This window comes from Pseudomonas sp. 3A(2025) (assembly GCF_054589175.1).
The window spans coordinates 332,945-358,812 of sequence record NZ_BAAILM010000113.1 but is presented as its reverse complement, the minus strand read 5'-3'; the positions used below and the strand labels follow the sequence as shown (position 1 = coordinate 358,812).

General features: G+C 59.6%; 21 protein-coding genes. 15 read left to right on the top strand and 6 right to left on the bottom strand.

Annotation, left to right across the window (positions count from 1 at the left end; all coding sequences use genetic code 11):
- Positions 1 to 5: 5 nt before the first annotated feature.
- From ACYP2A_RS28255 to ACYP2A_RS28235, 5 genes are all read right to left on the bottom strand, one after another.
- Positions 6 to 941, bottom strand: a complete 936-nt coding sequence (locus ACYP2A_RS28255; RefSeq protein ID WP_459749220.1) for a GGDEF domain-containing protein — start codon at positions 939 to 941, stop codon at positions 6 to 8.
- 212 nt (positions 942 to 1,153) lie between these two features.
- A complete protein-coding gene (locus ACYP2A_RS28250; protein ID WP_459749219.1) occupies positions 1,154 to 1,894 on the bottom strand; it encodes a YciK family oxidoreductase in 741 nt (246 codons plus the stop codon).
- A 36-nt stretch (positions 1,895 to 1,930) separates the two neighbouring features.
- Complete coding sequence (gene mupP / locus ACYP2A_RS28245) at positions 1,931 to 2,602, bottom strand: N-acetylmuramic acid 6-phosphate phosphatase MupP (protein WP_459749218.1); 672 nt, start codon at positions 2,600 to 2,602, stop codon at positions 1,931 to 1,933.
- A 2-nt stretch (positions 2,603 to 2,604) separates the two neighbouring features.
- Positions 2,605 to 3,303: a bifunctional 2-polyprenyl-6-hydroxyphenol methylase/3-demethylubiquinol 3-O-methyltransferase UbiG gene (gene ubiG / locus ACYP2A_RS28240; protein ID WP_459749217.1), complete on the bottom strand. Its 699-nt coding sequence runs from the start codon at positions 3,301 to 3,303 to the stop codon at positions 2,605 to 2,607.
- An 82-nt stretch (positions 3,304 to 3,385) separates the two neighbouring features.
- The gene (locus ACYP2A_RS28235; RefSeq protein WP_459749216.1) at positions 3,386 to 4,717 is read right to left on the bottom strand and encodes a TRZ/ATZ family hydrolase; all 1,332 of its coding nucleotides are present in this window, start codon (positions 4,715 to 4,717) and stop codon (positions 3,386 to 3,388) included.
- A 193-nt stretch (positions 4,718 to 4,910) separates the two neighbouring features.
- On the opposite strand from ACYP2A_RS28235, the gene mtnA reads away from it, so the two are divergent.
- The 15 genes from mtnA (at position 4,911) to fabF (ending at position 25,045) form a co-directional block, all read left to right on the top strand.
- Positions 4,911 to 5,987: an S-methyl-5-thioribose-1-phosphate isomerase gene (gene mtnA / locus ACYP2A_RS28230; protein WP_459749215.1), complete on the top strand. Its 1,077-nt coding sequence runs from the start codon at positions 4,911 to 4,913 to the stop codon at positions 5,985 to 5,987.
- Positions 5,988 to 6,299: 312 nt separating this feature from the next.
- The gene (gene gyrA, locus ACYP2A_RS28225) at positions 6,300 to 9,059 is read left to right on the top strand and encodes a DNA gyrase subunit A (protein WP_459749214.1); all 2,760 of its coding nucleotides are present in this window, start codon (positions 6,300 to 6,302) and stop codon (positions 9,057 to 9,059) included.
- 122 nt (positions 9,060 to 9,181) lie between these two features.
- The gene (serC, locus tag ACYP2A_RS28220; protein ID WP_459749213.1) at positions 9,182 to 10,267 is read left to right on the top strand and encodes a 3-phosphoserine/phosphohydroxythreonine transaminase; all 1,086 of its coding nucleotides are present in this window, start codon (positions 9,182 to 9,184) and stop codon (positions 10,265 to 10,267) included.
- The gene (gene pheA / locus ACYP2A_RS28215) at positions 10,267 to 11,361 is read left to right on the top strand and encodes a prephenate dehydratase (RefSeq protein WP_459749212.1); all 1,095 of its coding nucleotides are present in this window, start codon (positions 10,267 to 10,269) and stop codon (positions 11,359 to 11,361) included. Before serC ends, pheA begins: the two co-directional genes overlap by 1 nt.
- A 28-nt stretch (positions 11,362 to 11,389) precedes the next feature.
- Positions 11,390 to 13,597, top strand: a complete 2,208-nt coding sequence (locus tag ACYP2A_RS28210; protein WP_459749827.1) for a bifunctional prephenate dehydrogenase/3-phosphoshikimate 1-carboxyvinyltransferase — start codon at positions 11,390 to 11,392, stop codon at positions 13,595 to 13,597.
- Entirely contained in the window at positions 13,594 to 14,283 is a 690-nt protein-coding gene (gene cmk, locus ACYP2A_RS28205) for a (d)CMP kinase (RefSeq protein ID WP_459749211.1), read from the top strand. The genes ACYP2A_RS28210 and cmk overlap by 4 nt, the downstream gene beginning before the upstream one ends.
- A 121-nt stretch (positions 14,284 to 14,404) precedes the next feature.
- A complete protein-coding gene (gene rpsA / locus ACYP2A_RS28200) occupies positions 14,405 to 16,090 on the top strand; it encodes a 30S ribosomal protein S1 (protein WP_459749210.1) in 1,686 nt (561 codons plus the stop codon).
- Between the two features lie 285 nt (positions 16,091 to 16,375).
- Entirely contained in the window at positions 16,376 to 16,687 is a 312-nt protein-coding gene (gene ihfB / locus ACYP2A_RS28195; protein WP_459749209.1) for an integration host factor subunit beta, read from the top strand.
- A gap of 3 nt (positions 16,688 to 16,690) precedes the next feature.
- Positions 16,691 to 16,933 carry a lipopolysaccharide assembly protein LapA domain-containing protein gene (locus tag ACYP2A_RS28190; protein ID WP_459749208.1) on the top strand — a complete coding sequence of 81 codons (243 nt, stop codon included), beginning with the start codon at positions 16,691 to 16,693 and terminating at the stop codon, positions 16,931 to 16,933.
- A 350-nt stretch (positions 16,934 to 17,283) separates the two neighbouring features.
- Complete coding sequence (locus tag ACYP2A_RS28185) at positions 17,284 to 18,744, top strand: MBL fold metallo-hydrolase (protein WP_459749207.1); 1,461 nt, start codon at positions 17,284 to 17,286, stop codon at positions 18,742 to 18,744.
- A gap of 273 nt (positions 18,745 to 19,017) precedes the next feature.
- Entirely contained in the window at positions 19,018 to 19,998 is a 981-nt protein-coding gene (locus ACYP2A_RS28180; protein ID WP_459749206.1) for a UDP-glucose 4-epimerase family protein, read from the top strand.
- Complete coding sequence (locus tag ACYP2A_RS28175) at positions 19,991 to 21,007, top strand: MraY family glycosyltransferase (RefSeq protein ID WP_459749205.1); 1,017 nt, start codon at positions 19,991 to 19,993, stop codon at positions 21,005 to 21,007. Before ACYP2A_RS28180 ends, ACYP2A_RS28175 begins: the two co-directional genes overlap by 8 nt.
- A 113-nt stretch (positions 21,008 to 21,120) precedes the next feature.
- On the top strand, positions 21,121 to 23,115 hold the full coding sequence (locus ACYP2A_RS28170) for a polysaccharide biosynthesis protein (RefSeq protein WP_459749204.1): 1,995 nt from the start codon (positions 21,121 to 21,123) through the stop codon (positions 23,113 to 23,115).
- Positions 23,116 to 23,266: 151 nt separating this feature from the next.
- Positions 23,267 to 23,599, top strand: coding sequence for a ComEA family DNA-binding protein (locus tag ACYP2A_RS28165; RefSeq protein ID WP_459749203.1), 333 nt, complete (start codon positions 23,267 to 23,269; stop codon positions 23,597 to 23,599).
- A gap of 171 nt (positions 23,600 to 23,770) precedes the next feature.
- The gene (gene fabF, locus ACYP2A_RS28160) at positions 23,771 to 25,045 is read left to right on the top strand and encodes a beta-ketoacyl-ACP synthase II (RefSeq protein WP_459749202.1); all 1,275 of its coding nucleotides are present in this window, start codon (positions 23,771 to 23,773) and stop codon (positions 25,043 to 25,045) included.
- Positions 25,046 to 25,061: 16 nt separating this feature from the next.
- On the opposite strand, the gene ACYP2A_RS28155 is transcribed toward fabF, so the two are convergent.
- A complete protein-coding gene (locus ACYP2A_RS28155; protein WP_459749201.1) occupies positions 25,062 to 25,616 on the bottom strand; it encodes a TetR/AcrR family transcriptional regulator in 555 nt (184 codons plus the stop codon).
- Between the last annotated feature and the right edge of the window lie 252 nt (positions 25,617 to 25,868).

The following is a 25,868-nucleotide window of genomic DNA, read 5'->3' as shown; positions in this document are numbered from 1 at the left end:
CGGCTTCAACCGGCCATCATCATGCGATTACGGCCTTCGCGCTTGGCTACATAAAGGGCGCTGTCGGCGCGGCGCAGCAGGCTGTCGGTAGATTCGGCCGGCAACAACGTCGAGCAACCCAGGCTGATACTTGGCCTGAGGTTGCCCAGGCTGCTGAAGTCCAGGTCCTGCACCGCCTGGCGCAGGCGTTCGCCGACCAGTGCGGCGGTGTCGCGGTCGGTATTTGCCAGAATGATCACGAACTCTTCACCCCCATAGCGAAACACCCGGTCGACATTGCGCACCTGGCTTTTCAAGGTCTGGGCGATGATCTTGAGTACGTGGTCACCGTTGAAATGGCCATGAGTGTCGTTGATGCGCTTGAAGTGATCGATGTCCAGCATCAACAGCGACAGCGGCTGCCGGTGACGCAGCGAAGCTTCTGCTTCGCGTGACAGGGTTTGTTCCATGGCGACCCGGTTGCCGGTTTCGGTCAGTGGGTCGCGCATGGCGTTCTGAATGGCCATGCGATAGAGCAGGGCGTTGCGCAGCGGATACAACAGGCAGCCCGACAAGTCTTCGAGTTCATCGCGCTGAGTGTCATCGAGCGGCTGCTGCCGGTGAAGGGTCAGTTGGCCAAGCGATTCACCTTCATGGCTGAGGCTGTAGCTGGACACCTCGGTGCTGTTCTCGCCCAGTTGCAATTGCAGGTCACTGGCCGTGTGGCTGTAGAGCAGGCCGTCGAGCGTCAGATAAGGCTGCAGGCTCTGAAAAAACAGGGTCAGGATGCGATCGGCTTCCAGACTGGTTTGCAGTTGCTGCGCCAGGTGCAGCCTCAATTGCGCCAGATCCATGGGGTGGCGAGCGACCGATGAACGATTCTGTGCGCGGTTTTGCGCATCCAGGTGCTGCACGACACGGGTGTCGATGGCCATTGAATCGATCCGGGTGGGAGAACTCATGTCTTCACTCCTCAGCACATTCCTTGCTGGCTGGATGGGTTAGAGCGAAACTCGTGCCATTCGGTTCATTCATCCCTGAATTTCGGAAAATCAACGGCTTGCAGGCAGGGTTCAGAGCAATACGGCGGCATTAGCTTGACGCTGTGAATGTTTTTAACCGACTGATGCGTCAGATTGTGTCGAAGCATCGTCGCCTTGAGCACTGTTTTGCATCATTGGGCGTTGAATGCCTGACCATTGATACCGGTGCTGTCGGGCCCCATCAAGTACAAATAGACGGGCATGATCTGCTCAGGCGTCGGGTTGACCAGCGGGTCTTCCGCCGGGTACGCCTGGGCGCGCATGTCGGTGCGCGTGGCGCCGGGATTGACGCTGTTGGCGCGTACCGCCGCCACACCGTTCATTTCGTCGGCCAGGGTCTGCATCAATCCTTCGGTGGCAAATTTCGACACGCCATAGGCACCCCACTGCGCGCGGCCCTTGCGTCCGACACTGCTGGAGGTGAACACCACCGAGGCGTCGGCCGACTGTATCAGCGACGGCAGCAGCGCGTGGGTCAGCATGAACATGGCATTGACGTTGATGTGCATCACGCGCATGAACTGCTCGCCAGGCAACTGCGCAAGCGGCATGCGTGGGCCGATGATCGAAGCATTGTGCAGCAGGCCGTCGAGGGCGCCGAAGCGTTTATCGATCATCGAGGCCAGCTCGTCGTAGTGCGGTGCCTGGGCAGTTTCCAGATCGAAGGGGATTACCACAGGTTGCGGGTGACCGGCGGCGTTGATCCGGTCATGAACCTGAGTCAGGCTGGCTTCGGTCTTGCCCAGCAGCAGTACCGTGGCACCGTGGGCGGCAAAGGTTGCAGCCGCAGCGGCACCGATACCACGTCCTGCACCGGTAACCAGAATGACCCGGCCGTTGAGCAAGCCGGGGCGTGCGGCGTAATCGAACATCGTTAACCTCCTGGAAATGACAGCGGGTTGCAGCTTTCAGCAACTGCAGAGGGCGTTGTCGAGCACCTTGCGCAGCTCCAGCGGGTGGTCGACCACCACATCGGCGCCCCAATGGCTGGGGTTGTCGTTGGGGTGGATATAGCCATAGCGTACCGCAGCGGTGCGGGTGCCGGCGTCGCGACCCGACTCGATGTCGCGCAGGTCGTCGCCGACGAACAACACGCTGGCAGGGTCCAGGTCCAGTTGCTTGCACGCCAGGATCAGCGGTTCAGGGTGCGGCTTGCTGTAGGTCACGTGGTCCGGGCAGATCAACAGCGCCGAGCGTTCGGCCAGGCCCAGGCGCTCCATGATGGGGGCAGCAAAGCGCACCGGCTTGTTGGTGACCACGCCCCAGATCAGCCCGGCCTTTTCGATGTCGGCGAGCAATTGGCCCATGCCGTCGAACAACCGGGTGTGGACGGCGCAGTCGGCCTGGTAACGCTGCAGAAACTCCAGGCGCAGGGCCTCGAATTCCGGGGCATTGGGCGACAGGGCGAAGGTCGCGGCGACCATGGCCTTGGCGCCACCGGAGATTTCATCGCGGATCAGCTTGTCGTCTACCGCCGGGAAGCCGCGTTCGGCCAGCATCGCCTGGCAGATGGCGATGAAGTCCGGCGCGGTGTCCAGCAAGGTACCGTCCATGTCGAACAGGATGGCTCGCAGGCGCATGCTCAAGCCTCCTTCACGGTCTGGATCATGTAATTGACGTCGACATCGCCCGACAGCTTGTAGTGCTTGGTCAGCGGGTTGTAGGTCAGGCCGATGATGTCCTTGACCTGCAGGCCGGTGGCGCGACTCCAGGCACCCAGCTCGGAAGGGCGGATGAATTTCTTGAAGTCATGGGTGCCGCGCGGCAGCAGGTTGAGAATGTACTCGGCGCCGACGATGGCGAACAGGTAAGCCTTGGGGTTGCGGTTGATGGTCGAGAAGAACACCTGGCCGCCAGGCTTGACCATGCGGTAGCAGGCCGCGATCACAGAAGACGGGTCCGGCACGTGTTCAAGCATTTCCAGGCAGGTGACCACGTCATACTGCTCGGGCATTTCCAGGGCCATGTCTTCGGCGGTGATCTGCCGGTACTCGACCTCTACGCCGGACTCAAGCTGGTGCAGGCGGGCCACGGCCAGTGGCGCTTCGCCCATGTCGATGCCGGTCACCGTGGCGCCGCGCAAGGCCATGGCCTCGCTGAGAATGCCGCCGCCACAGCCGACATCGAGGACGTTCTTGCCGGCCAGGCTGACGCGCTCGTCGATCCAGTTGACCCGCAGCGGGTTGATGTCGTGCAGGGGCTTGAATTCGCTTTCGCGGTCCCACCAGCGATGGGCAAGGGCCTCGAATTTGGCGATTTCTGCGCGGTCGACGTTGCTCATGGGGTGTCCCTCTTTAACTCTGGATTCGGTGTGATCCGGCGGCCGGCAAAAGGCCTGGCACTGATGATGAGCCGGTGCAGCATTATTCGGTGTGGCCGGCAATGCGCCGGCCCCAGGCAATGGCGGTGTCGCACAAGGCCTGTTCGTCCATGCGGGTCAGGCGGCCATCTTCGAGCAATGGCTTGCCGGCCACCCACACATGGCGCACGCAGTCGCGGTTGCAGGTGTAGATCAGTTGCGAGACCGGGTCGTAGATCGGCTGCTGGTTCAGCCCGCTGAGATCGAAGGCGACCATGTCGGCAGCCTTGCCAATCTCCAGCGAGCCGGTTTCTGCCTGAATGCCCATGGCCCGGGCTCCGTTGAGCGTGGCCATACGCAACGCCCTGTGGGCGTCCAGCGCGGTGGCAGAGCCGGCCACGGCCTTGGCCAGCAAGGCGGCGGTGCGGGTTTCGCCCAGCAGGTCGAGGTCATTGTTACTGGCTGCGCCATCGGTGCCGATGGCCACATTGACCCCGGCCTGCCACAGGCGTTCGACCGGGCAAAAGCCGCTGGCCAGTTTCAGGTTCGACTCGGGGCAGTGAACCACGCTGGTGTTACTTTCTACCAGCAAGGTCAGGTCTTCGTCGCTGATCTGGGTCATGTGCACCGTTTGCAGGCGCGGGCCCAGCAGGCCCAGCCGCTGCAGGCGCGCCAGCGGGCGCTCCTGGTGCTGTTCGAGGGATTGCTCGACCTCGAAGGCGGTTTCGTGCACATGCATGTGGATCATGGCATCGAGCTCATCGGCGATGACCCGTACCCGCTCCAGATTTTCGTCGCTGACGGTGTACGGGGCATGCGGGCCGAAGGCAACCTTGATGCGCGAATGGTGCGCCAGGTCGTTGAACAGCTCGATGCCTATGTGCAGGGCTTCGTCGATGTTGCGCGCGCCGGGCACCGGGAAATCCAGCACCGGCACACAGATTTGTGCGCGCATACCGCTGTTGTGCACCCGTTCGGCAGCGACTTTGGGATAAAAATACATGTCCGAGAAACAGGTGATGCCGCCCTTGAGCTGTTCGGCGATGGCCAGATCGGTACCGTCGCGCACGAAGGCTTCATCGACCCATTTACCCTCGGCTGGCCAGATGTGCTCCTGCAACCAGGTCATCAGCGGCAAGTCATCGGCCAGGCCGCGGAACAGGGTCATCGCCGCATGGCCATGGGCATTGATCAGGCCGGGGGCGAGCAACATGCCGGGCAGTTCGATGACTTGCGTACTGGGCCGGCGCAGGGCCTCGGCACGTGGCCCGATCCAGGCGATCAGGCCGTCGCGGATGCCAATGCCATGCTCCTTGAGCACCACACCTGCAGGTTCGACCGGCACCAGCCAGGCGGGCAGGAGCAGCAAATCGAAGGGCGTGTGGGGTGTTGGCATGACAAGGCTTCCGGGGTTTGTTCAGATTGTGTAAAACGCTTGCAAGGATAACGTCGGCGTCAATGGCACGCGCTCTGTCTATAAAGGTCTGTATCAAGGGTGATGGCGAAGTATACCCGAGCGTCCTTAAGGTGGGCTCGCTATAATCGACCGCTTTTTTATTCGGGTTTTGATTGTGAAAACGGAGTGGGCGATGCGCGATCGGTTATTGGCTGCGGAGAAAGTACAGGCCATCGATTGGCGGGATGACGCTCTTTACCTGCTGGATCAGCGGGCATTGCCGTTTGAGGAAACCTGGCTGGCCTGTCACAGTGCGGCCGGCGTGGCTGAGGCGATTCGCGACATGGTGGTGCGCGGTGCCCAGGCCATTGGCATCAGTGCGGCCTATGGCCTGGTGCTGGGCGCTCGCACGCGGATCGCCGCCGGTGGCGACTGGCAGACAGCGCTGCAAGCAGATTTCAGCCTCTTGGCCGATGCACGGCCTACGGCGGTCAACCTCGGTTGGGCGCTGAATCGTCTGCGTGAGCGCCTGCAACGCCTCAAGCCGGGTGAAGACCCGCTGGCGGCCCTGGAGGCCGAGGCACTGGCAATTCACTTGAGCGATCGTGAAGCCAACCTGACCATGGCGCAGCTGGGCGCCGAACTGATCCGCAAGCATCAGGGCAATCTGCAAACCGTGTTGACTCACTGCAACGCCGGTGCATTGGCTACCGGCGGTGTCGGTACGGCGCTGGGGGTAATTCGTGCGGCGTATCTGGAGGGCATGATCGAGCGTGTATACGTCGACGAAACCCGCCCATGGTTGCAAGGCTCGCGCCTGACGGCCTGGGAACTGCTCAACGATGGCGTGCCGGTCACGCTTAATGCCGATGGCGCCGCGGCACACCTGATGCGCACCAAAGGCATTACCTGGGTGATCGTCGGCGCCGACCGGATTACCGCCAATGGTGATGTGGCCAACAAGATCGGCACCTACCAACTGGCGGTCGCGGCCATGCACCATGGCGTGCGCTTCATGGTCGTGGCGCCGAGTTCGAGCATCGACATGAGCATGCCCAGCGGTGACGATATCATTCTGGAAGAGCGTGACGGCCGTGAGTTGCTGGAGCTGGGCGGGCAGCGGGTAGGGGCTGATGTCGATGTGTTCAATCCGGTATTCGATGTCACCCCGGCCGACCTGATCGATGCCATCGTCACCGAGAAGGGCGTCGTCGAGCGGCCCGATACGGCCAAGCTGGCGCAGTTGATGAGTCGCAAGCACTTGCACTGAGTGCTGGCTAATGGTCATCAGCGTCATTATCTCTGTGCGCAGTCTTCTCTGCGGGCCTGTGAGCGCTTCTCGGACGACTTACGTCCGGATGGCTCGTTTCTGGCTCTTGCAAAGGATAGGAGCGTAGCGGCGGTTGTGGTAACATCCGGCGGTTTCCGGGGACGCTAATCGCAGTCCCTCCTACTGCGCAGATCCATGGCGTAACCCGTTGATTTGTCGTAAATCGCCGTCTGGCCGTAGCCAGTGGCGGCGAGCCTTGGCCGTTCCGCAAGGAATGGCGGGGTTTCACCAGAAAAAGGAATCAGGCTTCTCATGGGTGAACTGGCCAAAGAAATTCTCCCGGTCAATATCGAAGACGAGCTGAAACAGTCCTACCTCGACTACGCCATGAGCGTAATCGTCGGTCGAGCGCTGCCGGATGCGCGCGATGGCCTGAAGCCCGTGCATCGGCGTGTGCTGTATGCCATGAGCGAATTGGGCAACGACTGGAACAAGCCGTACAAGAAGTCTGCCCGTGTGGTCGGCGATGTGATCGGTAAGTACCACCCGCATGGCGACACCGCTGTCTACGACACCATCGTGCGTATGGCCCAGCCGTTCTCGCTGCGCTACCTGCTGGTCGACGGTCAGGGCAACTTCGGTTCGGTCGACGGCGACAACGCCGCTGCGATGCGATACACCGAAGTGCGCATGACCAAGCTGGCTCACGAGTTGCTGGCCGACCTGCACAAAGAAACCGTGGACTGGGTGCCCAACTACGACGGCACCGAGCTGATCCCGGCGGTCATGCCGACCCGGATCCCCAACCTGCTGGTCAACGGCTCCAGCGGTATCGCCGTGGGCATGGCGACCAACATTCCGCCGCACAACCTGGGCGAGGTCATCGACGGCTGCCTGGCGCTGATCGACAACCCCGACCTGACGATCGATGAACTGATGCAGTTCATCCCCGGCCCCGACTTCCCGACGGCGGGCATCATCAATGGTCGCGCCGGTATCGTCGAGGCCTATCGCACGGGTCGCGGCCGCATCTACATGCGCGCCCGTTCCACGATCGAGGACATCGACAAGGTCGGTGGTCGCCAGCAGATCGTCATTACCGAACTGCCGTACCAGCTCAACAAGGCTCGTCTGATCGAAAAGATCGCCGAGCTGGTCAAAGAGAAAAAGCTCGAAGGTATCACCGAGCTGCGCGACGAGTCCGACAAGGACGGCATGCGCGTGGTCATCGAGTTGCGCCGTGGCGAAGTGCCTGAGGTCATCCTCAACAATCTTTATGCCCAGACCCAGCTGCAAAGCGTGTTCGGCATCAACATCGTTGCCCTGATCGACGGCCGTCCGCGCATTCTCAATCTCAAGGACCTGCTGGAAGCCTTCGTGCGTCACCGCCGCGAAGTCGTGACCCGGCGTACCGTGTTCGAACTGCGCAAGGCGCGCGAACGCGGTCATATCCTTGAAGGCCAGGCCGTTGCGCTGTCGAATATCGATCCTGTCATCGCCCTGATCAAGGCTTCGCCGTCGCCGGCCGAGGCCAAGGAAGGGCTGATCAGCACCGCCTGGGAATCCAGTGCTGTGGTCGAGATGGTCGAGCGCGCCGGTGCCGACTCGTGCCGCCCGGAAAACCTCGATCCGCAATACGGTCTGCGTGACGGCAAGTATTACCTGTCACCCGAGCAGGCTCAGGCCATCCTTGAGTTGCGTCTGCACCGCCTGACCGGTCTTGAACACGAGAAGTTGCTGGGCGAGTACCAGGAAATTCTCAAGCAGATCGGCGAGCTGATCCGCATCCTCAACAGTGCCGAGCGACTGATGGAAGTCATTCGCGAAGAGCTGGAAGTGATTCGCGCCGAATACGGCGATGTGCGCCGCACCGAGATTCTCGATGCGCGTCTGGACCTGACGCTGGGCGACCTGATCACCGAAGAAGACCGCGTGGTGACCATTTCCCACGGTGGCTATGCCAAGACCCAGCCGCTGACTGCCTATCAGGCCCAGCGTCGCGGTGGCAAGGGCAAGTCGGCCACCGGCATCAAGGACGAGGATTACATTTCGCACCTGCTGGTCGCCAACAGTCACACCACGCTGCTGATGTTCTCCAGCAAAGGCAAGGTGTACTGGCTCAAGACCTACGAAATTCCGGAAGCTTCGCGTGCTGCGCGTGGTCGTCCGCTGGTCAACCTGCTGCCGTTGAGCGAGGGTGAATACATCACCACCATGTTGCCGGTGGATCTGGAAGCCATGCGCAAGCAGGCTGACGAAGAAGGCGAAGTCATCGAAGGCGAAATCGATGACGAGAACAGTGGCGAAACCGAAGAAGAGCGCAAGGCGCGCATCAAGGCTGCAGACAAGAAGAAGGCTCCGTTCATCTTCATGTCCACCGCCAACGGTACGGTCAAGAAGACCCCGCTGGTTGCATTCAGTCGTCAGCGTAGCGTGGGCTTGATCGCCCTTGAGCTCGACGAAGGCGACATCCTGATTTCGGCAGCCATCACTGATGGCGAGCAGGAAATCATGCTGTTCTCTGACGGCGGCAAGGTTACGCGCTTCAAGGAATCCGACGTTCGCGCCATGGGCCGTACCGCTCGTGGCGTTCGCGGCATGCGTCTGCCAGAAGGGCAGAAGCTGATTTCGATGCTGATTCCAGAAGAAGGCAGCCAGATTCTCACCGCTTCCGAGCGTGGTTATGGCAAGCGTACGGCGATTTCCGAGTTCCCTGAATACAAACGTGGCGGGCAGGGCGTTATCGCCATGGTCAGCAACGAACGTAACGGCCGTCTGGTCGGCGCGGTTCAGGTGCTTGATGGCGAGGAGATCATGTTGATCTCCGATCAGGGCACGCTGGTGCGTACCCGTGTTGGTGAAGTGTCCAGCCTGGGGCGTAATACCCAGGGCGTGACGCTGATCAAGCTGGCCAGCGACGAGAAGCTGGTGGGCCTTGAGCGGGTTCAGGAACCCTCGGAAAGCGAAGAGGAAGAAGAGTCCGTGCTGGACGAGCAGGCGCTTGAAGGCGGCGAGGCTGCTGCTGACGGTCTGCCGCAAGACAGCGTAGAAGACGAAGAGCCGCAAGGCTGAGTGATGAAGTAAATCAGTTGAGGGCTGGCTCGTTTGTGCGTGCACATACCTGTCCAGCCCTTGCTACGTTTCGGCGGCGCAACGTAGCGCGAACAGACCCAACGCATTTGACGAGAGTGGATATGAGCAAGCGAGTCTTTAACTTCTGCGCAGGCCCTGCTGCGCTCCCGGAAGCTGTGCTGTTGCGTGCCCAGGCCGAGCTCCTGGACTGGCATGGCAAAGGTTTGTCGGTCATGGAAATGAGCCATCGCAGCGATGAGTTCGTGTCCATCGCCAACAAGGCCGAGCAGGATTTTCGCGACCTGCTGAATATCCCCTCCAACTACAAGGTGCTGTTCCTGCAGGGCGGCGCCAGTCAGCAGTTTGCCCAGATCGCCCTGAACCTGTTGCCGGAAAACGGCGAGGCCGATTACGTCGACACCGGTATCTGGTCGCAGAAGGCTATCGAAGAGGCGTCGCGCTACGGCAAGGTCAATGTGGCCGCGACGGCCAAGCCTTATGACTACTTCGCCATCCCGGGTCAGGACGAGTGGACGCTGTCGAAAAACGCAGCCTACGTTCACTACGCGCCCAACGAGACCATCGGCGGTCTGGAATTCAACTGGATTCCCGAAACCGGCGACGTGCCGCTGGTTGCCGACATGTCCTCTGACATTCTCTCGCGTCCGGTCGATATTTCCCGTTTCGGCATGATCTACGCCGGCGCCCAGAAAAACATCGGCCCCAGCGGCATCGTGGTGGTCATCATCCGTGAAGACCTGCTGGGCCGCGCCCGCGCCCTGTGCCCGACCATGCTCAACTACAAGGTCGCGGCCGATAACGGCTCGATGTACAACACCCCGCCGACCCTGGCCTGGTACCTGTCCGGCCTGGTGTTCGAGTGGCTCAAGGAGCAGGGCGGTGTCGAGGCCATGGCAAGGGTCAATGAACTCAAGCAGCGCACGCTGTACGACTACATCGATGCCAGCGCGTTGTACAACAACCCGATCAACAAGGCTGACCGCTCGTGGATGAACGTGCCGTTCCGCCTGGCCGATGACCGCCTGGACAAGCCGTTTCTGGTCGGCGCCGAGGCCAATGGCCTGCTCAACCTCAAGGGGCACCGTTCGGTCGGTGGCATGCGCGCTTCGATCTACAATGCCGTAGGCCTGGATGCGGTCAACGCGCTGGTGGCCTACATGAAAGATTTCGAGAAGGAACACGGCTGATGTCCGAGCAGGAACTCAAGGCGCTGCGGGTGCGTATCGACGCACTCGACGAGAAGATTCAAGAGCTGATCGGCGAGCGTGCCCGCTGTGCCCAGGAAGTGGCGCGGGTCAAGATGTCTTCGCTCGCCGAAGGCGAAGTGCCGGTGTTCTATCGCCCGGAGCGTGAAGCCCAGGTGCTCAAGCGGGTCATGGAGCGTAATCGCGGCCCTTTGAGCAACGAAGAAATGGCCCGGTTGTTCCGCGAGATCATGTCGTCGTGCCTGGCCCTTGAGATGCCGCTGAATGTCGCCTACCTGGGGCCTGAGGGCACGTTCACCCAGGCCGCCGCCATGAAGCACTTTGGTCATGCTGTGGTCAGCAAGCCAATGGCGGCCATCGACGAAGTGTTCCGTGAAGTGGTGGCCGGTGCGGTGAACTTTGGTGTCGTGCCGGTGGAGAACTCCACCGAAGGTGCGGTCAACCACACCCTCGACAGCTTCCTTGAGCACGACATGGTGATCTGTGGTGAAGTCGAGCTGCGCATTCACCACCATTTGCTGGTGGGCGAGAGCACCAAGACCCAGAGCATCACCCGTATCTACTCGCATGCCCAGTCGCTGGCGCAGTGCCGCAAGTGGCTGGATGCGCATTACCCGAACGTCGAGCGCGTGGCTGTCGCCAGCAACGCCGAAGCGGCCAAGCGGGTCAAGAGCGAGTGGAACTCGGCGGCCATTGCCGGTGATATGGCGGCCAGCCTGTACGGCCTGACCCGTCTGGCGGAAAAGATCGAAGATCGCCCGGACAACTCCACGCGCTTTTTGATTATCGGCAATCAGGAAGTGCCGCCGACCGGCGACGACAAGACTTCGATCATCGTCTCGATGAGCAACAAGCCCGGTGCCCTGCACGAGTTGTTGGTGCCATTCCATGAAAATGGCCTGGACCTGACCCGCATCGAAACCCGTCCGTCGCGCAGCGGCAAGTGGACCTACGTGTTCTTCATCGACTTCGTCGGTCATCACCAGGACCCGCTGGTCAAGGCAGTGCTGGAGACGATTCGTCAGGAAGCCGTGGCCCTGAAAATACTGGGCTCGTACCCCAAAGCGGTGCTGTGACGTCATGACAGTGCAATCGAGCGGGCCGTTGATCGGTCGCCTGGTGGTGGTCGGACTCGGCCTGATCGGCGGCTCCTTTGCCAAGGGCATTCGGCAGAGCGGGTTGTGTCGTGAGGTGGTTGGTGTCGATCTGGACCCGCAGTCGCGGCATCTGGCCGTCGAGCTGGGGGTGGTCGACCGCTGTGAGGCGGATCTGGCCAGTGCCTGTTGCGGCGCTGATGTGATCCAGCTGGCGGTGCCGATCCTGGCCATGGAAAAAGTGCTGGCCCGGTTGGCGCCCCTTGATCTGGGCAATGCCATTCTCACCGACGTCGGCAGTGCCAAGGGCAATGTGGTGCGTGCAGCACAGCAGGCCTTTGGTGCCATGCCTGTGCGCTTCGTGCCGGGGCATCCGATTGCCGGGTCCGAACAGAGTGGGGTCGAGGCTTCCAATGCCGAGCTGTTTCGCCGCCATAAGGTGATTCTCACGCCGTTGCCGGACACCGATCCTCAAGCGGTCAGTGTGGTGCATCGACTGTGGGCTGCGTTAGGCGCCGATGTCGAGCACATGCGCGTCGAACGGCATGATGAGGTGTTGGCGGCGACCAGTCATCTGCCGCATTTGCTGGCGTTCAACCTGGTGGATTCGCTGGCCAAGCGTAACGAGAACCTGGAAATCTTCCGCTATGCGGCGGGTGGCTTTCGCGACTTTACCCGGATTGCCGGCAGCGATCCTGTGATGTGGCACGACATCTTTCTGGCCAACCGCGAGGCGGTATTGCGCACGCTGGACCTCTACCGCAGTGACCTGGATGACCTGCGTGAAGCGGTCGAGGCCGGTGACGGGCATCAGTTGCTCGGGGTCTTCACGCGGGCGCGCATGGCGCGTGAGCATTTCGGCAAGATTCTCGCCCGGCGCGCGTATGTAGAGCCGCAGGCTGAGGTCGATCGGGTGTTTGTCGCCAGCCCCGGCAGTCAGGTCAATGGCTGCTTGCGGGTGCCGGGCGATAAGTCCATTTCCCATCGAGCGATCATTTTTGGCTCGCTGGCCGAAGGCACTACCGAGGTCGAAGGGTTCGTCGAGGGCGAAGATGCCTTGGCGACCTTGCAGGCGTTCCGTGACATGGGCGTGGTCATCGAGGGGCCCCACCATGGTCGGGTGACGATTCATGGGGTCGGCCTGCATGGTTTGAAATCCGCGCCGGGGCCGATCTATCTGGGCAATTCCGGGACCTCGATGCGACTGCTGTCCGGTCTTCTGGCAGCGCAGAGCTTCGACAGCACCCTGACCGGCAATGCGACCTTGTCCAGGCGTTCGATGAGTCGCGTGGTCGAGCCGCTGCAGGCCATGGGCGCCGTCATCGAGACTGACGCCGGAGGCTGTGCGCCGCTGGTCATCCGTGGTGGGCGGCAACTGGTCGGACAGGTGTGCGAATCGCCGTTGGCCAGTGCGCAGGTCAAGTCCTGCCTGTTGCTGGCCGGGTTGTACGCCGAGGGCCGTACCGTCGTGAATGAGCCGGCTGCGACCCGTGACCATACCGAGCGGTTGCTGCAAGGCTTTGGCTATCCGCTGGAGCGCAGCGAAGGTCGAGTCACTGTCGAGTCGGGGCATCGCTTGCAGGCTGCACATATCGAGGTGCCGGGGGATATTTCTTCGGCGGCGTTCTTCATGGTGGCGGCTTCCATCGGCGAAGGCTGTGAGCTATTGCTTGAACATGTTGGTGTTAATCCAACCCGCACCGGGGTCATCGATATTCTGCGCCTGATGGGCGCCGATATTGGCCTGGAAAACGTCCGGCAAGTGGGCGGCGAGCCCGTGGCTGACATTCGGGTGCGCTCGGCGCCGCTGGTCGGAATCAACATTCCCGAGGCGCTGGTGCCGCTGGCTGTCGACGAATTTCCGGTGTTGTTCATTGCGGCCGCCTGCGCCCGTGGCTGCACGGTCTTGCGCGGCGCCCAGGTATTGCGCGGTAGAGACTCCGATCGTATCCAGCTGATGGCCGACGGCTTGCAGGTGCTGGGGATCAATGCCCAGCCTACGGCCGATGGCATCATTATCGAAGGTGGCGCGCTCGCGGGCGGCGACATCAATGCTCATGGCGATCATCGTGTTGCCATGGCTTTCAGTGTTGCCGCCTTGCGGGCAGCGGCGCCGATCCGGATTCGTGGCTGTGCCAATGTCGCGACATCCTTTCCCAATTTCCTGGCGCTGTGCGCTCAAGTCGGTATGTCTGTTGCGCAAGAGGACCCATCGTGAAGATCAAAGCACCTGTTATTACCATCGACGGACCCAGCGGTTCGGGCAAGGGCACCATTGCAGGTTTGCTGGCCAGCCAGTTGGGCTGGTGCCTGCTCGATTCCGGTGCGTTGTACCGCCTGCTGGCGTTTGCAGCGAGCAATCATGGGGTCGACCTGACCAATGAAGAAGCGCTCAAATTGCTCGCGGCGCATCTGGATGTGCAGTTCGTTGCCGGCGAAAACGGCCAGGGCCAGCGTATTATCCTGGAAGGCGACGAAGTGACCCAGGCCATCCGCAACGAGCAGGTCGGTAGCGGTGCCTCGCAGGTGGCCTCGTTGCCGGCGGTGCGCGATGCCTTGCTGCAGCGCCAGCGGGCGTTTCAAGAGGCGCCGGGCCTGGTGGCCGATGGCCGGGACATGGGAACCGTGGTTTTTCCTGACGCACCCTTGAAGATTTTTCTGACCGCCAGTGCTGAAGAACGTGCGCGTCGCCGTTACCTGCAGTTGAAGGCCAAGGGTGATGATGTTAGTCTTACGAGTCTGCTAGATGAGATACGTGTCCGCGACGAGCGTGACACCCAGCGAGCGGTTGCGCCGCTCAAACCAGCGCACGACGCCATTCAGCTGGATTCCACGGAATTGTCCATCGAGCAGGTGCTGCAACGCATCCTGAGCGAAGTCGCGCTACGCGACATCGCCGGATGACCAAGACGTCTTGCGGGGGACCAGACAACGTCCCGCAGGCATCTCTTATATGAACGAAACCCACGTGGTCTGGAACGTGGCAGATGGGCGTATTCTTCGCCCTTGATCAACAGGAATTAAAATGAGCGAAAGCTTTGCAGAACTTTTTGAAGAAAGCCTGAAAACCCTGAACCTTCAGCCAGGCGCAATCATTACCGGTATCGTTGTCGACATCGACGGCGACTGGGTAACTGTACACGCCGGTCTGAAGTCCGAAGGCGTCATCCCGCTCGAGCAGTTCTACAACGATGCGGGCGAGCTGACCATCAAGGTCGGTGACGAAGTTCACGTAGCGCTGGACGCGGTCGAAGACGGCTTTGGCGAAACCAAGCTGTCCCGCGAGAAAGCCAAGCGCGCCGAGTGCTGGATTGTTCTGGAAGCAGCTTTCGCCGCTGAAGAAGTGGTCAAGGGCGTTATCAACGGCAAGGTCAAGGGCGGTTTCACCGTCGACGTCAACGGCATCCGTGCGTTCCTGCCGGGTTCGCTGGTCGACGTCCGTCCAGTGCGCGACACCACGCACCTGGAAGGCAAAGAGCTCGAGTTCAAGGTCATCAAGCTGGACCAGAAGCGCAACAACGTTGTCGTTTCCCGTCGCAGTGTCCTGGAAGCCGAGAACAGCGCCGAGCGTGAAGCTCTGCTGGAATCCTTGCAGGAAGGTCAGCAAGTCAAAGGTATCGTCAAAAACCTCACCGACTACGGCGCGTTCGTGGACCTGGGTGGCGTCGATGGCCTGCTGCACATCACCGACATGGCCTGGAAGCGTATCAAGCATCCATCGGAAATCGTCAATGTTGGCGACGAGATCGATGTCAAGGTTCTGAAGTACGATCGCGAGCGCAATCGTGTTTCCCTGGGTCTGAAGCAACTGGGCGAAGACCCATGGGTTGCTATCAAGGCTCGTTACCCAGAGAGCACCCGCGTGACTGCACGCGTTACCAACCTGACCGACTACGGCTGCTTCGCAGAGCTGGAAGAAGGCGTGGAAGGTCTGGTGCACGTTTCCGAAATGGACTGGACCAACAAGAACATCCACCCTTCGAAAGTCGTTCAGGTTGGCGACGAAGTGGAAGTCATGGTTCTGGACATCGACGAAGAGCGTCGTCGTATCTCCCTGGGCATCAAACAGTGCAAGTCCAACCCGTGGGAAGACTTCTCTGGCCAGTTCAACAAGGGCGACCGTATCTCCGGCACCATCAAGTCGATCACCGATTTCGGTATCTTCATTGGTCTGGACGGCGGCATCGACGGTCTGGTTCACCTGTCCGACATCTCCTGGAACGAAGCCGGTGAAGAAGCCGTTCGTCGCTTCAAGAAGGGCGACGAGCTGGACACCGTCATCCTGTCGGTTGACCCGGAGCGCGAGCGCATCTCCCTGGGTATCAAGCAACTGGAAAGCGATCCGTTCTCCGAGTACGTCACTGTCAATGACAAAGGCGCTATCGTTCGCGGTATCGTGAAAGAAGTTGACGCCAAGGGCGCTATCGTCACCCTGGCCGATGACATCGAAGCGACTCTGAAAGCTTCCGAAATCAGCCGCGACCGCGTTGAAGACGCGCGTAACGTCCTGAAAGAAGGCGAAGAGATCGAAGCGAAGATCATCAGTGTTGACCGCAAGAGCCGCGTAATCAGCCTGTCGATCAAGTCGAAAGACGTCGAAGAAGAGAAAGAAGCTATTCAGAGCCTGCGCAACAAGCCTGAAGTAGCTGAAAGCACCGGTCCGACCACCATTGGTGATCTGCTGCGTGCCCAGATGGAAAAACAGAACTAAGTTCTGCTTTACCGCTGAGAAAAAGGGCGACTTCGGTCGCCCTTTTTTGTGGGCGTCAGAAATGTTTAGTCACTTTTTCTCTTGCTCCCCTGATCCTTTTTCAGGCGCTCAGGCTGCACTGCAAATGCTGGCAGGCCGCAAGCTGCCGTAAGTCGTGCTCTGATCGCCTGGATTTTCAGGGTTGAGATGCTTCACATAAGTCAAGATGCAGGCTGTTCAAATTCATCCGGTCATGCTAAAACCTTTGAAGCGCTGATCTAGCTGCTTGAAAAAGAAGGGAAAATTATGACGAAGTCGGAGTTGATCGAACGAATTGTCACCCATCAGGGGCTGCTTTCATCCAAGGATGTCGAGCTGGCCATCAAGACCATGCTTGAGCAAATGTCTCAATGCCTGGCCACTGGCGATCGTATCGAGATCCGGGGTTTTGGCAGCTTCTCATTGCATTACCGGGCCCCTCGTCTGGGGCGTAACCCAAAGACCGGTCAGTCGGTCAGTCTGGACGGCAAGTTCGTTCCTCACTTCAAGCCGGGCAAGGAGTTGCGTGACCGGGTGAACGAGGATGAAGAGGACTTTGTCCACGCAGAGAGGGATTAGTCGATGCGCACGTTTAAAAGAGTCTTTTCGGTTGCGATCCTGTTGTTGCTGATTGCAGTCACCGCTGTATTCGTCCTGGAGAATCGCCAGCTTGTCGGCCTGACATTCTTTGGCTGGTCAGCTCCGCAATTGTCCCTGGCGGTTCCCGTTATCCTTGCCTTGCTTTTGGGCATGCTGATCGGCCCGCTGCTTGCGTGGTTTGCCGGGCTGAGAAAAAAATCTGTGGTTTCCACGCGTTCTGCCTGATACAGCTACTGGCTGTTTACATTGAGCCTGCTTGCCTTGCAGGCTGTTGTAAGATTTTATCTGGCGCCCTGCGAGATTTTTCATCTCGTTGTGTAGGATTTTTCTTTCATGTGAGATGGAAATTTCTGTTTGCTTTGTAGTTGAAGTTTATTTGCGCTCTTCATGGCCCTATCGCCGGCATACTTCGCCAATCTGGCAGGGTTCACTGTCTTGAGTTGAAGTTTTCCTTTGCTTGAAAACTCGCTCCCTCCATGCAAAATGCGCCTCTTCTATTGCGAAACCTGCCTGCCGAGGTTTCAGCGGATCTGCCTGAAATCCTGATGGCGGGGTCCCCATGATGAGGTCACTGAATGCACTATCCGCATATTCTTCATCACGGCGCGACCCTGCGCGTGACGGGCTCTTGTCATCAACTGTTCGTGGATTCGCAGCACAGCCTGCTGATCGATTGCGGAGCCGATAATGACGTGGTGAACCCTGACGCGCTGGGCGTCATACCGGCGACGCTCAAGGCAGTGATCATCACTCATGTCCATAACGATCATGTCGGTCGACTGCCCGAGCTCATGGCGTCAGGCTTCAAGGGGCCGATTTTGTGCAGCGATGCTTCTGCCAGGCTGTTGCCTCTGGTCATGGAGGATGTGCTCAAGCATGGTTATGCCCATGACAGCCAGGACGCGAAGCGTTTCCTGGAGGTCCTGCGGCGCAGGATCGTCGCCTTGCCGTTCGAGCGCTGGTTCACCATGGTCGATACGGCCTCGCTGCGGTGCCGTTTGCGCTTGCAGCGTGCCGGTCATATTTTGGGCTCGGCCTATGTCGAATGTGACCTGCAATACCCCCTGGAAGGTCGGGAAGAGCGGGTGGTGTTTTCCGGTGATCTTGGCGCTTGTCATACGCCTATTCTGCGTAGCCCGCGTTCGCCGGAATACGCCGATGTTCTGGTTCTGGAAAGTACCTATGGTGACCGGCTCCACGCAGACCGCACCCAGCGGCAGGCGCGTCTGGAGCGGGCTATTGATCGGGCCCTGGAAGACGGAGGCACTGTGCTGCTGCCGTCGTTCAGTATCGGGCGTACTCAGGAGTTGTTGTACGAGCTCGAAGACATTCTGCGTCGTAAAGCACTAGTGAGTCCTGTGAGTGCCGCACAGCAAGGCGCAGCGCCTGGGGCACTCATCGATTGGGCGCAACTGCCGGTGATCCTTGATTCGCCGTTGGCCAGTCGTTTTACCAAGGTCTATCGTGCGTTTCATGCCGACTGGGATCCTGGGGCTCAACAACGACTGGCTGAAGGGCGAGCGTCGCTGGGTTTTGATCAGATGGTGACTGTCGACGGTCATACGCAACATGTGAAAACGGTTAACTATCTGGCCAGTACAGCGCGTCCGGCCATTGTGATTGCGGGCAGTGGCATGTGTTCAGGAGGGCGAATCGTCAATTACCTCAAGGCCATGCTGGGTGATTCCCGGCACACTATCGTATTCGTCGGCTACCAGGCCAAGGGCACACCGGGTCGGGTCATTCAGGCTCAAGAGCAGGCAAGCGAGCCTGGGCGCGTCGAACTGGAGGGTGTGTCTTACGACATTCGTGCCGGTGTCTGTACCGTTGCCGGCTACTCTGCACATGCGGATCAACAGGGCTTGTTATCATTCGTGACCGGCATGGCGCAATGGCCTGGCCAGATACGTCTGGTGCACGGTGAAAGTGCGGCCAAGAAGGCGTTGGGGCAACGCCTTGTCCGTGTCTATCGCCAGCACAACAGAGCGCTTGAGTTATTGATTCCGGGCCGTGATAAAGAGCCTTGGCATAGTTAAGGGTGATACGTGTGGAAGTTTAATGAAATCGATCCGTAGGATATAACCTACATTCAACTAAGTATTTTCCTTGCGTACGAATCAACTATTTTGTCGGTGCCAGGGCCTCCAGGTTTGTATCGTTCTGTCAGCAATCGTTCGTTGTGTTCAGGGGTGGCTGGCCATGCGCTACTGCGCTGCGAAAGACCGTTCGCCGAGAGGCGTTGATGCTAGACTGGCCGCACTGTTTCAAATGAACTTCAAGTCGTGGGTCGAAATAATGAAAGGCAACGCATGACAGGCCTGCCTGTTTCTATTGCGGTCACTGGTGCAACAGGCTTTGTCGGAAGTGCAATCGTTCGACATCTTGTGGACACTACTTCGCATCGAGTCCGTGTTGCGGTTCGTCGTGATTACCCCCAGGCCGATACACGCATTGAAGTTGTCAGGGTGGGCGATCTTTCACCGCACAATCAATGGCAGGCGCTTGTGGCGGACTGCGATGTGGTTATTCACTGCGCAGCCCGCGTGCATGTTCTGCACGAAACGGCTGCCGATGCTGAAGCGCACTACGTGCGCGACAATGTTGCAGCCACCCTGAATCTGGCCGAACACGCTGCAAAGGCCGGGGTCAAGCGGTTCATTTTCATCAGTTCGATCAAGGTCAATGGCGAGCATTCGCCCTTGGGCTTGCCGTTCAAGGCCGATGACTGTGCCCGGCCGCTGGACCCTTACGGGGCGTCCAAGCGGGACGCTGAACAAGGCTTGCGCGAGCTGGCCGGGCGGACCGCGATGGAGGTGGTCATTGTGCGCCCAGTGCTGGTCTATGGCCCTGGGGTCAAGGCCAACTTTCTGAACATGATGCGCTGGCTGGACAAAGGCATACCCCTGCCGCTGGGGGCTATCGATAATCGCCGTAGCCTGGTTGCGCTGGCCAACCTGGTGGACCTGGTGGTGAGGTGTATCGATCATCCGCGCGCGGCCAATCAGACCTTTCTGGTCAGCGACGGCCATGACCTGTCCACTACGCAGTTGTTGCAGCGTATGGCCAGGGCGCTTGGCAAGCCTGCTCGTTTGCTCCCGGTGCCGGTGTGGTTGCTTGCCGGCCTCGCCACGCTGCTGGGCAAGCGCGCATTTTCACAACGTTTGTGCAGTTCGCTGCAAGTTGATATCGACAAGACTCGTACGCTTCTCGACTGGACGCCGCCTGTCGGCATCGATCAAGCGATGAGTGAAACGGCCGCTTATTATCTGGAACACAAAAAACATGCTTGAGTGGTTGTGGGTCGTCGCGATTGCCCTGTTATCCCTGTCGTTGACCGCAGTGGTCCGGCGCTATGCCTTGTCCAGAAGCCTCATGGACATTCCCAATGCGCGCAGCTCGCACTCCATACCCACTCCGCGGGGCGGTGGTGTGTCAATCGTGATCGCCTTTGTATTGGCTGTTGCTCTGCTGGGCGCCGGCGGGCTGGTTGGCGGCGATTTCGCGCTGGCCATGATCGGGGGGGGCGGTCTGGTTGCAGTCATCGGCTTCATGGATGACCACGGTCATATCGCTGCGCGCTGGCGTTTGCTGGGGCATTTTGCGGCGGCGGCCTGGGCATTGTTCTGGCTGGGAGGGCTGGCACCGCTGGACATTCTTGGCTGGCGGCTGGAGTCGGGCTGGGTGGGGGCGATTCTGGCGGCTTTTTATCTGGTGTGGATGCTCAACCTCTACAACTTCATGGACGGAATTGATGGCATTGCCAGTGTCGAAGCGGTAACAGTTTGCGTTGGCGCTTGTCTTATCTATTCGGTCGCAGGTTTTGGTGCTCTGATTGCTGCGCCTGCGTTACTGGCAGCGTCTGTATCGGGCTTTCTGTACTGGAACTTCCCGCCAGCGCGAATCTTCATGGGCGATGCGGGCAGTGGTTTTCTGGGTATTGCACTGGGCGTGCTGTCATTGCAGGCCGCCTGGGCATCGCCATTGCTGTTCTGGGCCTGGCTGATTTTGCTGGGAAGCTTTGTGGTCGATGCCACGCTGACCTTGTTGCGGCGTCTGCTGCGTGGCGAGAAGGTGTATCAGGCGCATCGCAGCCATGCTTATCAGTTCGCCTCGCGTCATTACGGCAGTCATCTGCCGGTGACTCTGGCGGTCGCCATCATCAATATTGGCTGGCTGCTGCCATGGGCCTTTGCCGTGGCACTGGGCTGGATCGACGGGCTTGCGGGTGTAGTGCTGGCGTATGTGCCACTGGTGGCGCTGGCCTGGAAGTTCGACGCAGGTCGGGCCGAGGGTAATTGACCCGACGGGATTGGGCTTTTTCATATAGATTGTCAAATCGTATCTGCGTATTTCTAAAGTAGAGGTTCGCAGGGACGACTCAAAAGAGGTGAAAGGGATTGGTTGAGGGAGTCATGGACAAATTGCGAGCTTTTCTGTTGGCGCTGCCGCGTCGGCAAAAGCGAATAATTCAGGTCTCGACCGATGTTTTGCTGGTCTGGATTGCCCTGTGGGCGTCGTTTCTGGTTCGCCTGGGAATCGATGACCTGATCAACCCCCTGGAGAAGCACACCTGGCTGTTTATCAGTGCGCCGGTGGTCGCCATCCCGTTGTTCATTCGTTTCGGTATGTACCGGGCGGTGATGCGCTATTTTGGCAACGATGCGCTGATCGCCATCATCAAGGCCGTAACCTTGTCTGCCTTGATCCTGGGCTGCATGGTCTATGCCTACAGCAATCATCAGCAGATCGTGCCGCGCTCGATCATGTTCAACTACTGGTGGCTGAGCATGGTCATGATCGGCGGTCTGCGCCTGGCGATGCGCCAGTATTTTCTCGGTGACTGGTTCGCTGCAGTGCAGCATGTGCCTTTCGCCAATCGCGACGATGGTCTGCGCAAGGTAGCGATCTATGGCGCCGGTGCCGCCGGCAACCAGTTGGTCGCCGCGCTGCGCATGGGGCGTCTGATGCGTCCTGTGGCTTTTATCGACGATGACGAGTCGATTTCCAATCGGGTCATTTCTGGCTTGCAGGTCTACAAGCCCCGGCATATCCAGCGCATGATCGAGGTCACCGGCGCCCAGGAAATCCTCCTGGCGATTCCATCCTCGACCCGCGGCCGGCGCCGTGAAGTCCTGGGTTATCTCGAAGGATTTCCGCTGCACGTACGCAGCGTGCCTGGCTTCATGGACCTGGCGGCAGGTCGGGTCAAGGTCGACGATTTGCAGGAAATCGACATTGCCGACTTGCTGGGCCGTGATTCGGTACCGGCCCGGGACAACTTGCTGGAGCATTGCATCAAGGGGCAGACCGTGCTGGTGACGGGCGCAGGTGGCTCCATCGGTTCGGAGCTGTGCCGACAGATACTGCTGTTGAAGCCAACCGTGTTGCTATTGTTCGACCACAGCGAATTCAACCTCTACACCATTCTCTGCGAGCTTGAGCAGCGCATCCATCGCGAGTCGTTGACCGTCAAGCTGTTGCCCATACTGGGGTCGGTGCGCAATCACCCCAAGCTGGTCGACATCATGAAAACCTGGAAGGTCGACACGGTCTACCACGCTGCCGCCTACAAACACGTGCCGATGGTCGAGCACAACATCGCCGAAGGCGTGGTCAATAACGTGGTCGGCACCCTCAATACTGCTCAGGCAGCCTTGCAGGCCGGGGTCGCCAACTTTGTGTTGATCTCGACCGACAAGGCCGTCAGGCCTACCAATGTGATGGGCAGCACCAAGCGCTTGTCCGAAATGATCCTTCAGGCCCTGAGCCGTGAGGCGGCACCGGTGATGTTTGGCGACCAGTCCAATGTGCATCAGGTCAACAAGACCCGTTTCAGCATGGTCCGCTTCGGTAACGTACTGGGGTCCTCGGGCTCGGTGATTCCGCTGTTTCACAAGCAGATCCAGTCGGGCGGCCCGCTGACGGTCACTCATCCAAAGATTACCCGGTATTTCATGACCATTCCGGAGGCCGCGCAACTGGTCATCCAGGCAGGCTCCATGGGGCAGGGCGGTGATGTGTTTGTACTCGACATGGGCGAGCCGGTCAGGATCATCGAACTGGCCGAGAAGATGATTCATCTTTCCGGGCTGAGCATCCGTTCGGAAAAGAACCCGCATGGCGACATTTCCATCGAGTTCACCGGCCTGCGACCCGGCGAGAAACTCTACGAAGAGTTACTGATTGGCGACAATGTCGTGGCCACCGAGCACCCGATGATCATGAGTGCCAGCGAAGATTACCTGCCGTGGGAGGTCATGAAAGTGTTGTTGACAAGGTTGCTGACAGCCGTCAACAACGACGACTACACCACCGTGCGCCAGTTATTGCGCGATACGGTCAGCGGTTATGCGCCCGAAGGTGAAATCGTTGACTGGATTTATCAGGAGCGTCGTCAGGAACCTTGAAAAACCCGGCTGTTTCAAGCGGGATTTGTAAGCATTTTTAAGGACATACGCCGACACGCTCTGGCGTTGTCGCAGGCCCGTGGATTGAACTAGTTTGCAAGGGCAGCACTGGACTGCTGCCTCGAACCTGTGAACTTACGGAGTACCTGTTATGCGTAATGCCTTGTTTTCATCCCTTCTGGCGGCCGTGCTGACCACTGTCTCGATGGGCGCCATGGCGAACTCGCCAACGCCTCCAGCCGCCGCGTCCACGCAGGCTGCGACAACCGCGACGCAGCAGTCCGTCGACAAGACCAACATCAACATGGCCGATGCCGAAACCCTGCAAAAAAACCTGTCCGGCATCGGCGCCAACAAGGCCAATGCGATCGTGGCCTACCGCGAAGCCAATGGCAGCTTTACCTCGGTCGACGAGCTGCTTGAAGTCAAAGGCGTCGGCAAGACCCTGCTGGATCGCAATCGCGATCGGGTCAGCATCGAATAAATCCATCCCCCCACACACGTTACCAAAGGCCGATCAGTGATCGGCCTTTGTGCGTCTGCACCCTGAGAATCTGCACCTTGACACATTGAATGTCGGTCGACATATTAATATTTAAATGATGACCAACATATCAAGGCCTTGAGCGTATCAAGGCCCAGTCAAGGGGTTCATATGAGCACGCGGCGCATCGTGGTAACTGGCATGGGGCTGGTAACACCATTGGGAACCGGGCTTGAAACGGTCTGGCAGCGCTTGCTGGACGGGCAGTCGGGCATTGTCCGCTTGCCTGACGACGTCGTGCGGGATCTGCCGACCCAGGTAGGTGGGCGCGTACGCGGAATCGATGAAGACAGCGTAGCCGGCTTCGACCCTGAAATGGCAGCGTCTGCCAAAGAGCAGAAAAAGATGGACCGCTTCATCCTGTTTGCTCTGGCAGGCGCGCGACAAGCGCTGAATCAGGCCGGCTGGGTCGCAGTAACTGAATCGCAGCAGGAGCGTACCGCGACAGTGATCGGCTCCGGTGTCGGCGGCTTCGGCTCGATTGCCGAGGCGGTACGCACTACCGACAACCGTGGCCCACGGCGTTTGTCACCGTTCACCATCCCGTCGTTTCTGGTCAATCTGGCTGCCGGGCATGTGTCGATCCAGCATGGTTTCAAAGGGCCGCTGGGGGCACCGGTGACGGCCTGTGCCGCCGGTGTGCAGGCGATTGGCGATGCGGCGCGGATGATTCGCGACGGTGAGGCCGACATTGCCTTGTGCGGCGGCGCAGAGGCAGCGATCGATCGGGTCAGCCTGGCCGGGTTTGCCGCTGCCAGGGCGTTGTCCAGCGCTTTCAACGAGACACCTGAACGTGCCTCGAGGCCTTTCGATCAGGACCGTGATGGTTTTGTCATGGGCGAGGGGGCGGGCATGCTGGTCATCGAGTCGCTGGAACATGCCCTTGCGCGGGGAGCTACGCCGATTGTCGAGATCGTCGGGTATGGCACCAGCGCCGACGCATACCATCTCACGGCAGGCCCTGAAGATGGCAGTGGTGCGCAACGAGCGATGCGCTGCGCCATTCGTCAGGCCGGTATCCAGGCCGCGCAAATCCAGCACCTCAACGCCCATGCAACCTCAACGCCAGTGGGCGATAAAGGCGAACTCGCAGCGATCAAGGCGGTGTTTGGCGAACACAATGCGGTGGCGGTGACTTCCACCAAATCGGCTACCGGCCACCTGTTGGGCGCGGCAGGTGGCATTGAAGCGGTGTTTACAGCTCTGGCCATTCGTGACCAGATTATTCCGGCGACGCTGAACCTCGATCACCCTGACGATGCGGCGCAAGGTGTAGACATTGTGCGCGGTGCTGCACGCTCGATGCCTATCGAGTACGCCTTGTCCAACGGCTTCGGCTTTGGCGGGGTCAACGCCAGTCTGTTGTTACGGCGCTGGACCGCCTGAGGGTGCCTCTGAGGAGTTAACCCTCTTGCTTGAGGCTGGCGGCGGCTGTCTGCAGGATATGCTCGGACAATTGCGGGTCCTGCACGCTGCGCGCCAGTACCAGGGCGCCGATCAGGGTTGAGAACATCATCAGGCTGCGGGCTGACGTATCAGGACCTTGCAGCTGTTGTTCGATAAAGGCCAGGCGCAACGCCAGAGCTTCATCGGTCAAGGCGCTGGGCTGCTCGCGCTGGCCCAGTTCGGCGCACAGGGTCGGTAACGGGCAGCCTTGCTCGGGGCTGTCGCGATGTTTGGCCGACAGGTACAAATCAATGAAGTCGTGCAGCGGGTTATCAGCTGTTTGCAGCGCATCGACGCGCTGGCGCATCTCGTCGACTGCGCAATTGAGCGCTTGTTCGATCAAATCGTCCTTGGACTTGAAGTGCGCATAAAAACCGCCATGGGTCAGCCCCAGGGCCTTCATCAAGGGCTGCAGACCGGTCGCCCCGATGCCATCGCGACGAAAGCGCACCGACGCCTCCTTGACGATTTTCTGGTGGGTCTGGCTCTTGTGGTTCTGGGTGTAACGCATGTACCGGCTCCTGATCGGGACGCTTGATAAAGTGTGCAAAATTCTTGCATGAATAACCGTTTATCGTGCGACTAGTGTGCATTTTGCGTGAATTAAATGCGCATGATCGCCACAAAATCCGATGATTGTTGAGCTTTTGATCCGATAGTCCTTGCTTTCCGTTTCTGATCGCGGAAAATCGCGACCCTGTTTTTCAGGGTGGGCGCCGCGCTGCCAATGACCGCGGTGTTCTGCTTTTGCGCTAACCGGCAA

Bases quoted from the DNA above. Each gene is read 5' to 3' on its own strand.
- ACYP2A_RS28255 (WP_459749220.1), bottom strand. From the start codon at position 941: ATGAGTTCTCCCACCCGGATCGATTCAATGGCCATCGACACCCGTGTC.
- ACYP2A_RS28250 (WP_459749219.1), bottom strand. From the start codon at position 1,894: ATGTTCGATTACGCCGCACGCCCCGGCTTGCTCAACGGCCGGGTCATT.
- mupP (WP_459749218.1), bottom strand. From the start codon at position 2,602: ATGCGCCTGCGAGCCATCCTGTTCGACATGGACGGTACCTTGCTGGAC.
- ubiG (WP_459749217.1), bottom strand. From the start codon at position 3,303: ATGAGCAACGTCGACCGCGCAGAAATCGCCAAATTCGAGGCCCTTGCC.
- ACYP2A_RS28235 (WP_459749216.1), bottom strand. From the start codon at position 4,717: ATGCCAACACCCCACACGCCCTTCGATTTGCTGCTCCTGCCCGCCTGG.
- mtnA (WP_459749215.1), top strand. From the start codon at position 4,911: ATGCGCGATCGGTTATTGGCTGCGGAGAAAGTACAGGCCATCGATTGG.
- gyrA (WP_459749214.1), top strand. From the start codon at position 6,300: ATGGGTGAACTGGCCAAAGAAATTCTCCCGGTCAATATCGAAGACGAG.
- serC (WP_459749213.1), top strand. From the start codon at position 9,182: ATGAGCAAGCGAGTCTTTAACTTCTGCGCAGGCCCTGCTGCGCTCCCG.
- pheA (WP_459749212.1), top strand. From the start codon at position 10,267: ATGTCCGAGCAGGAACTCAAGGCGCTGCGGGTGCGTATCGACGCACTC.
- rpsA (WP_459749210.1), top strand. From the start codon at position 14,405: ATGAGCGAAAGCTTTGCAGAACTTTTTGAAGAAAGCCTGAAAACCCTG.
- ihfB (WP_459749209.1), top strand. From the start codon at position 16,376: ATGACGAAGTCGGAGTTGATCGAACGAATTGTCACCCATCAGGGGCTG.
- ACYP2A_RS28190 (WP_459749208.1), top strand. From the start codon at position 16,691: ATGCGCACGTTTAAAAGAGTCTTTTCGGTTGCGATCCTGTTGTTGCTG.
- ACYP2A_RS28185 (WP_459749207.1), top strand. From the start codon at position 17,284: ATGCACTATCCGCATATTCTTCATCACGGCGCGACCCTGCGCGTGACG.
- ACYP2A_RS28180 (WP_459749206.1), top strand. From the start codon at position 19,018: ATGACAGGCCTGCCTGTTTCTATTGCGGTCACTGGTGCAACAGGCTTT.
- ACYP2A_RS28175 (WP_459749205.1), top strand. From the start codon at position 19,991: ATGCTTGAGTGGTTGTGGGTCGTCGCGATTGCCCTGTTATCCCTGTCG.
- ACYP2A_RS28170 (WP_459749204.1), top strand. From the start codon at position 21,121: ATGGACAAATTGCGAGCTTTTCTGTTGGCGCTGCCGCGTCGGCAAAAG.
- ACYP2A_RS28165 (WP_459749203.1), top strand. From the start codon at position 23,267: ATGCGTAATGCCTTGTTTTCATCCCTTCTGGCGGCCGTGCTGACCACT.
- fabF (WP_459749202.1), top strand. From the start codon at position 23,771: ATGAGCACGCGGCGCATCGTGGTAACTGGCATGGGGCTGGTAACACCA.
- ACYP2A_RS28155 (WP_459749201.1), bottom strand. From the start codon at position 25,616: ATGCGTTACACCCAGAACCACAAGAGCCAGACCCACCAGAAAATCGTC.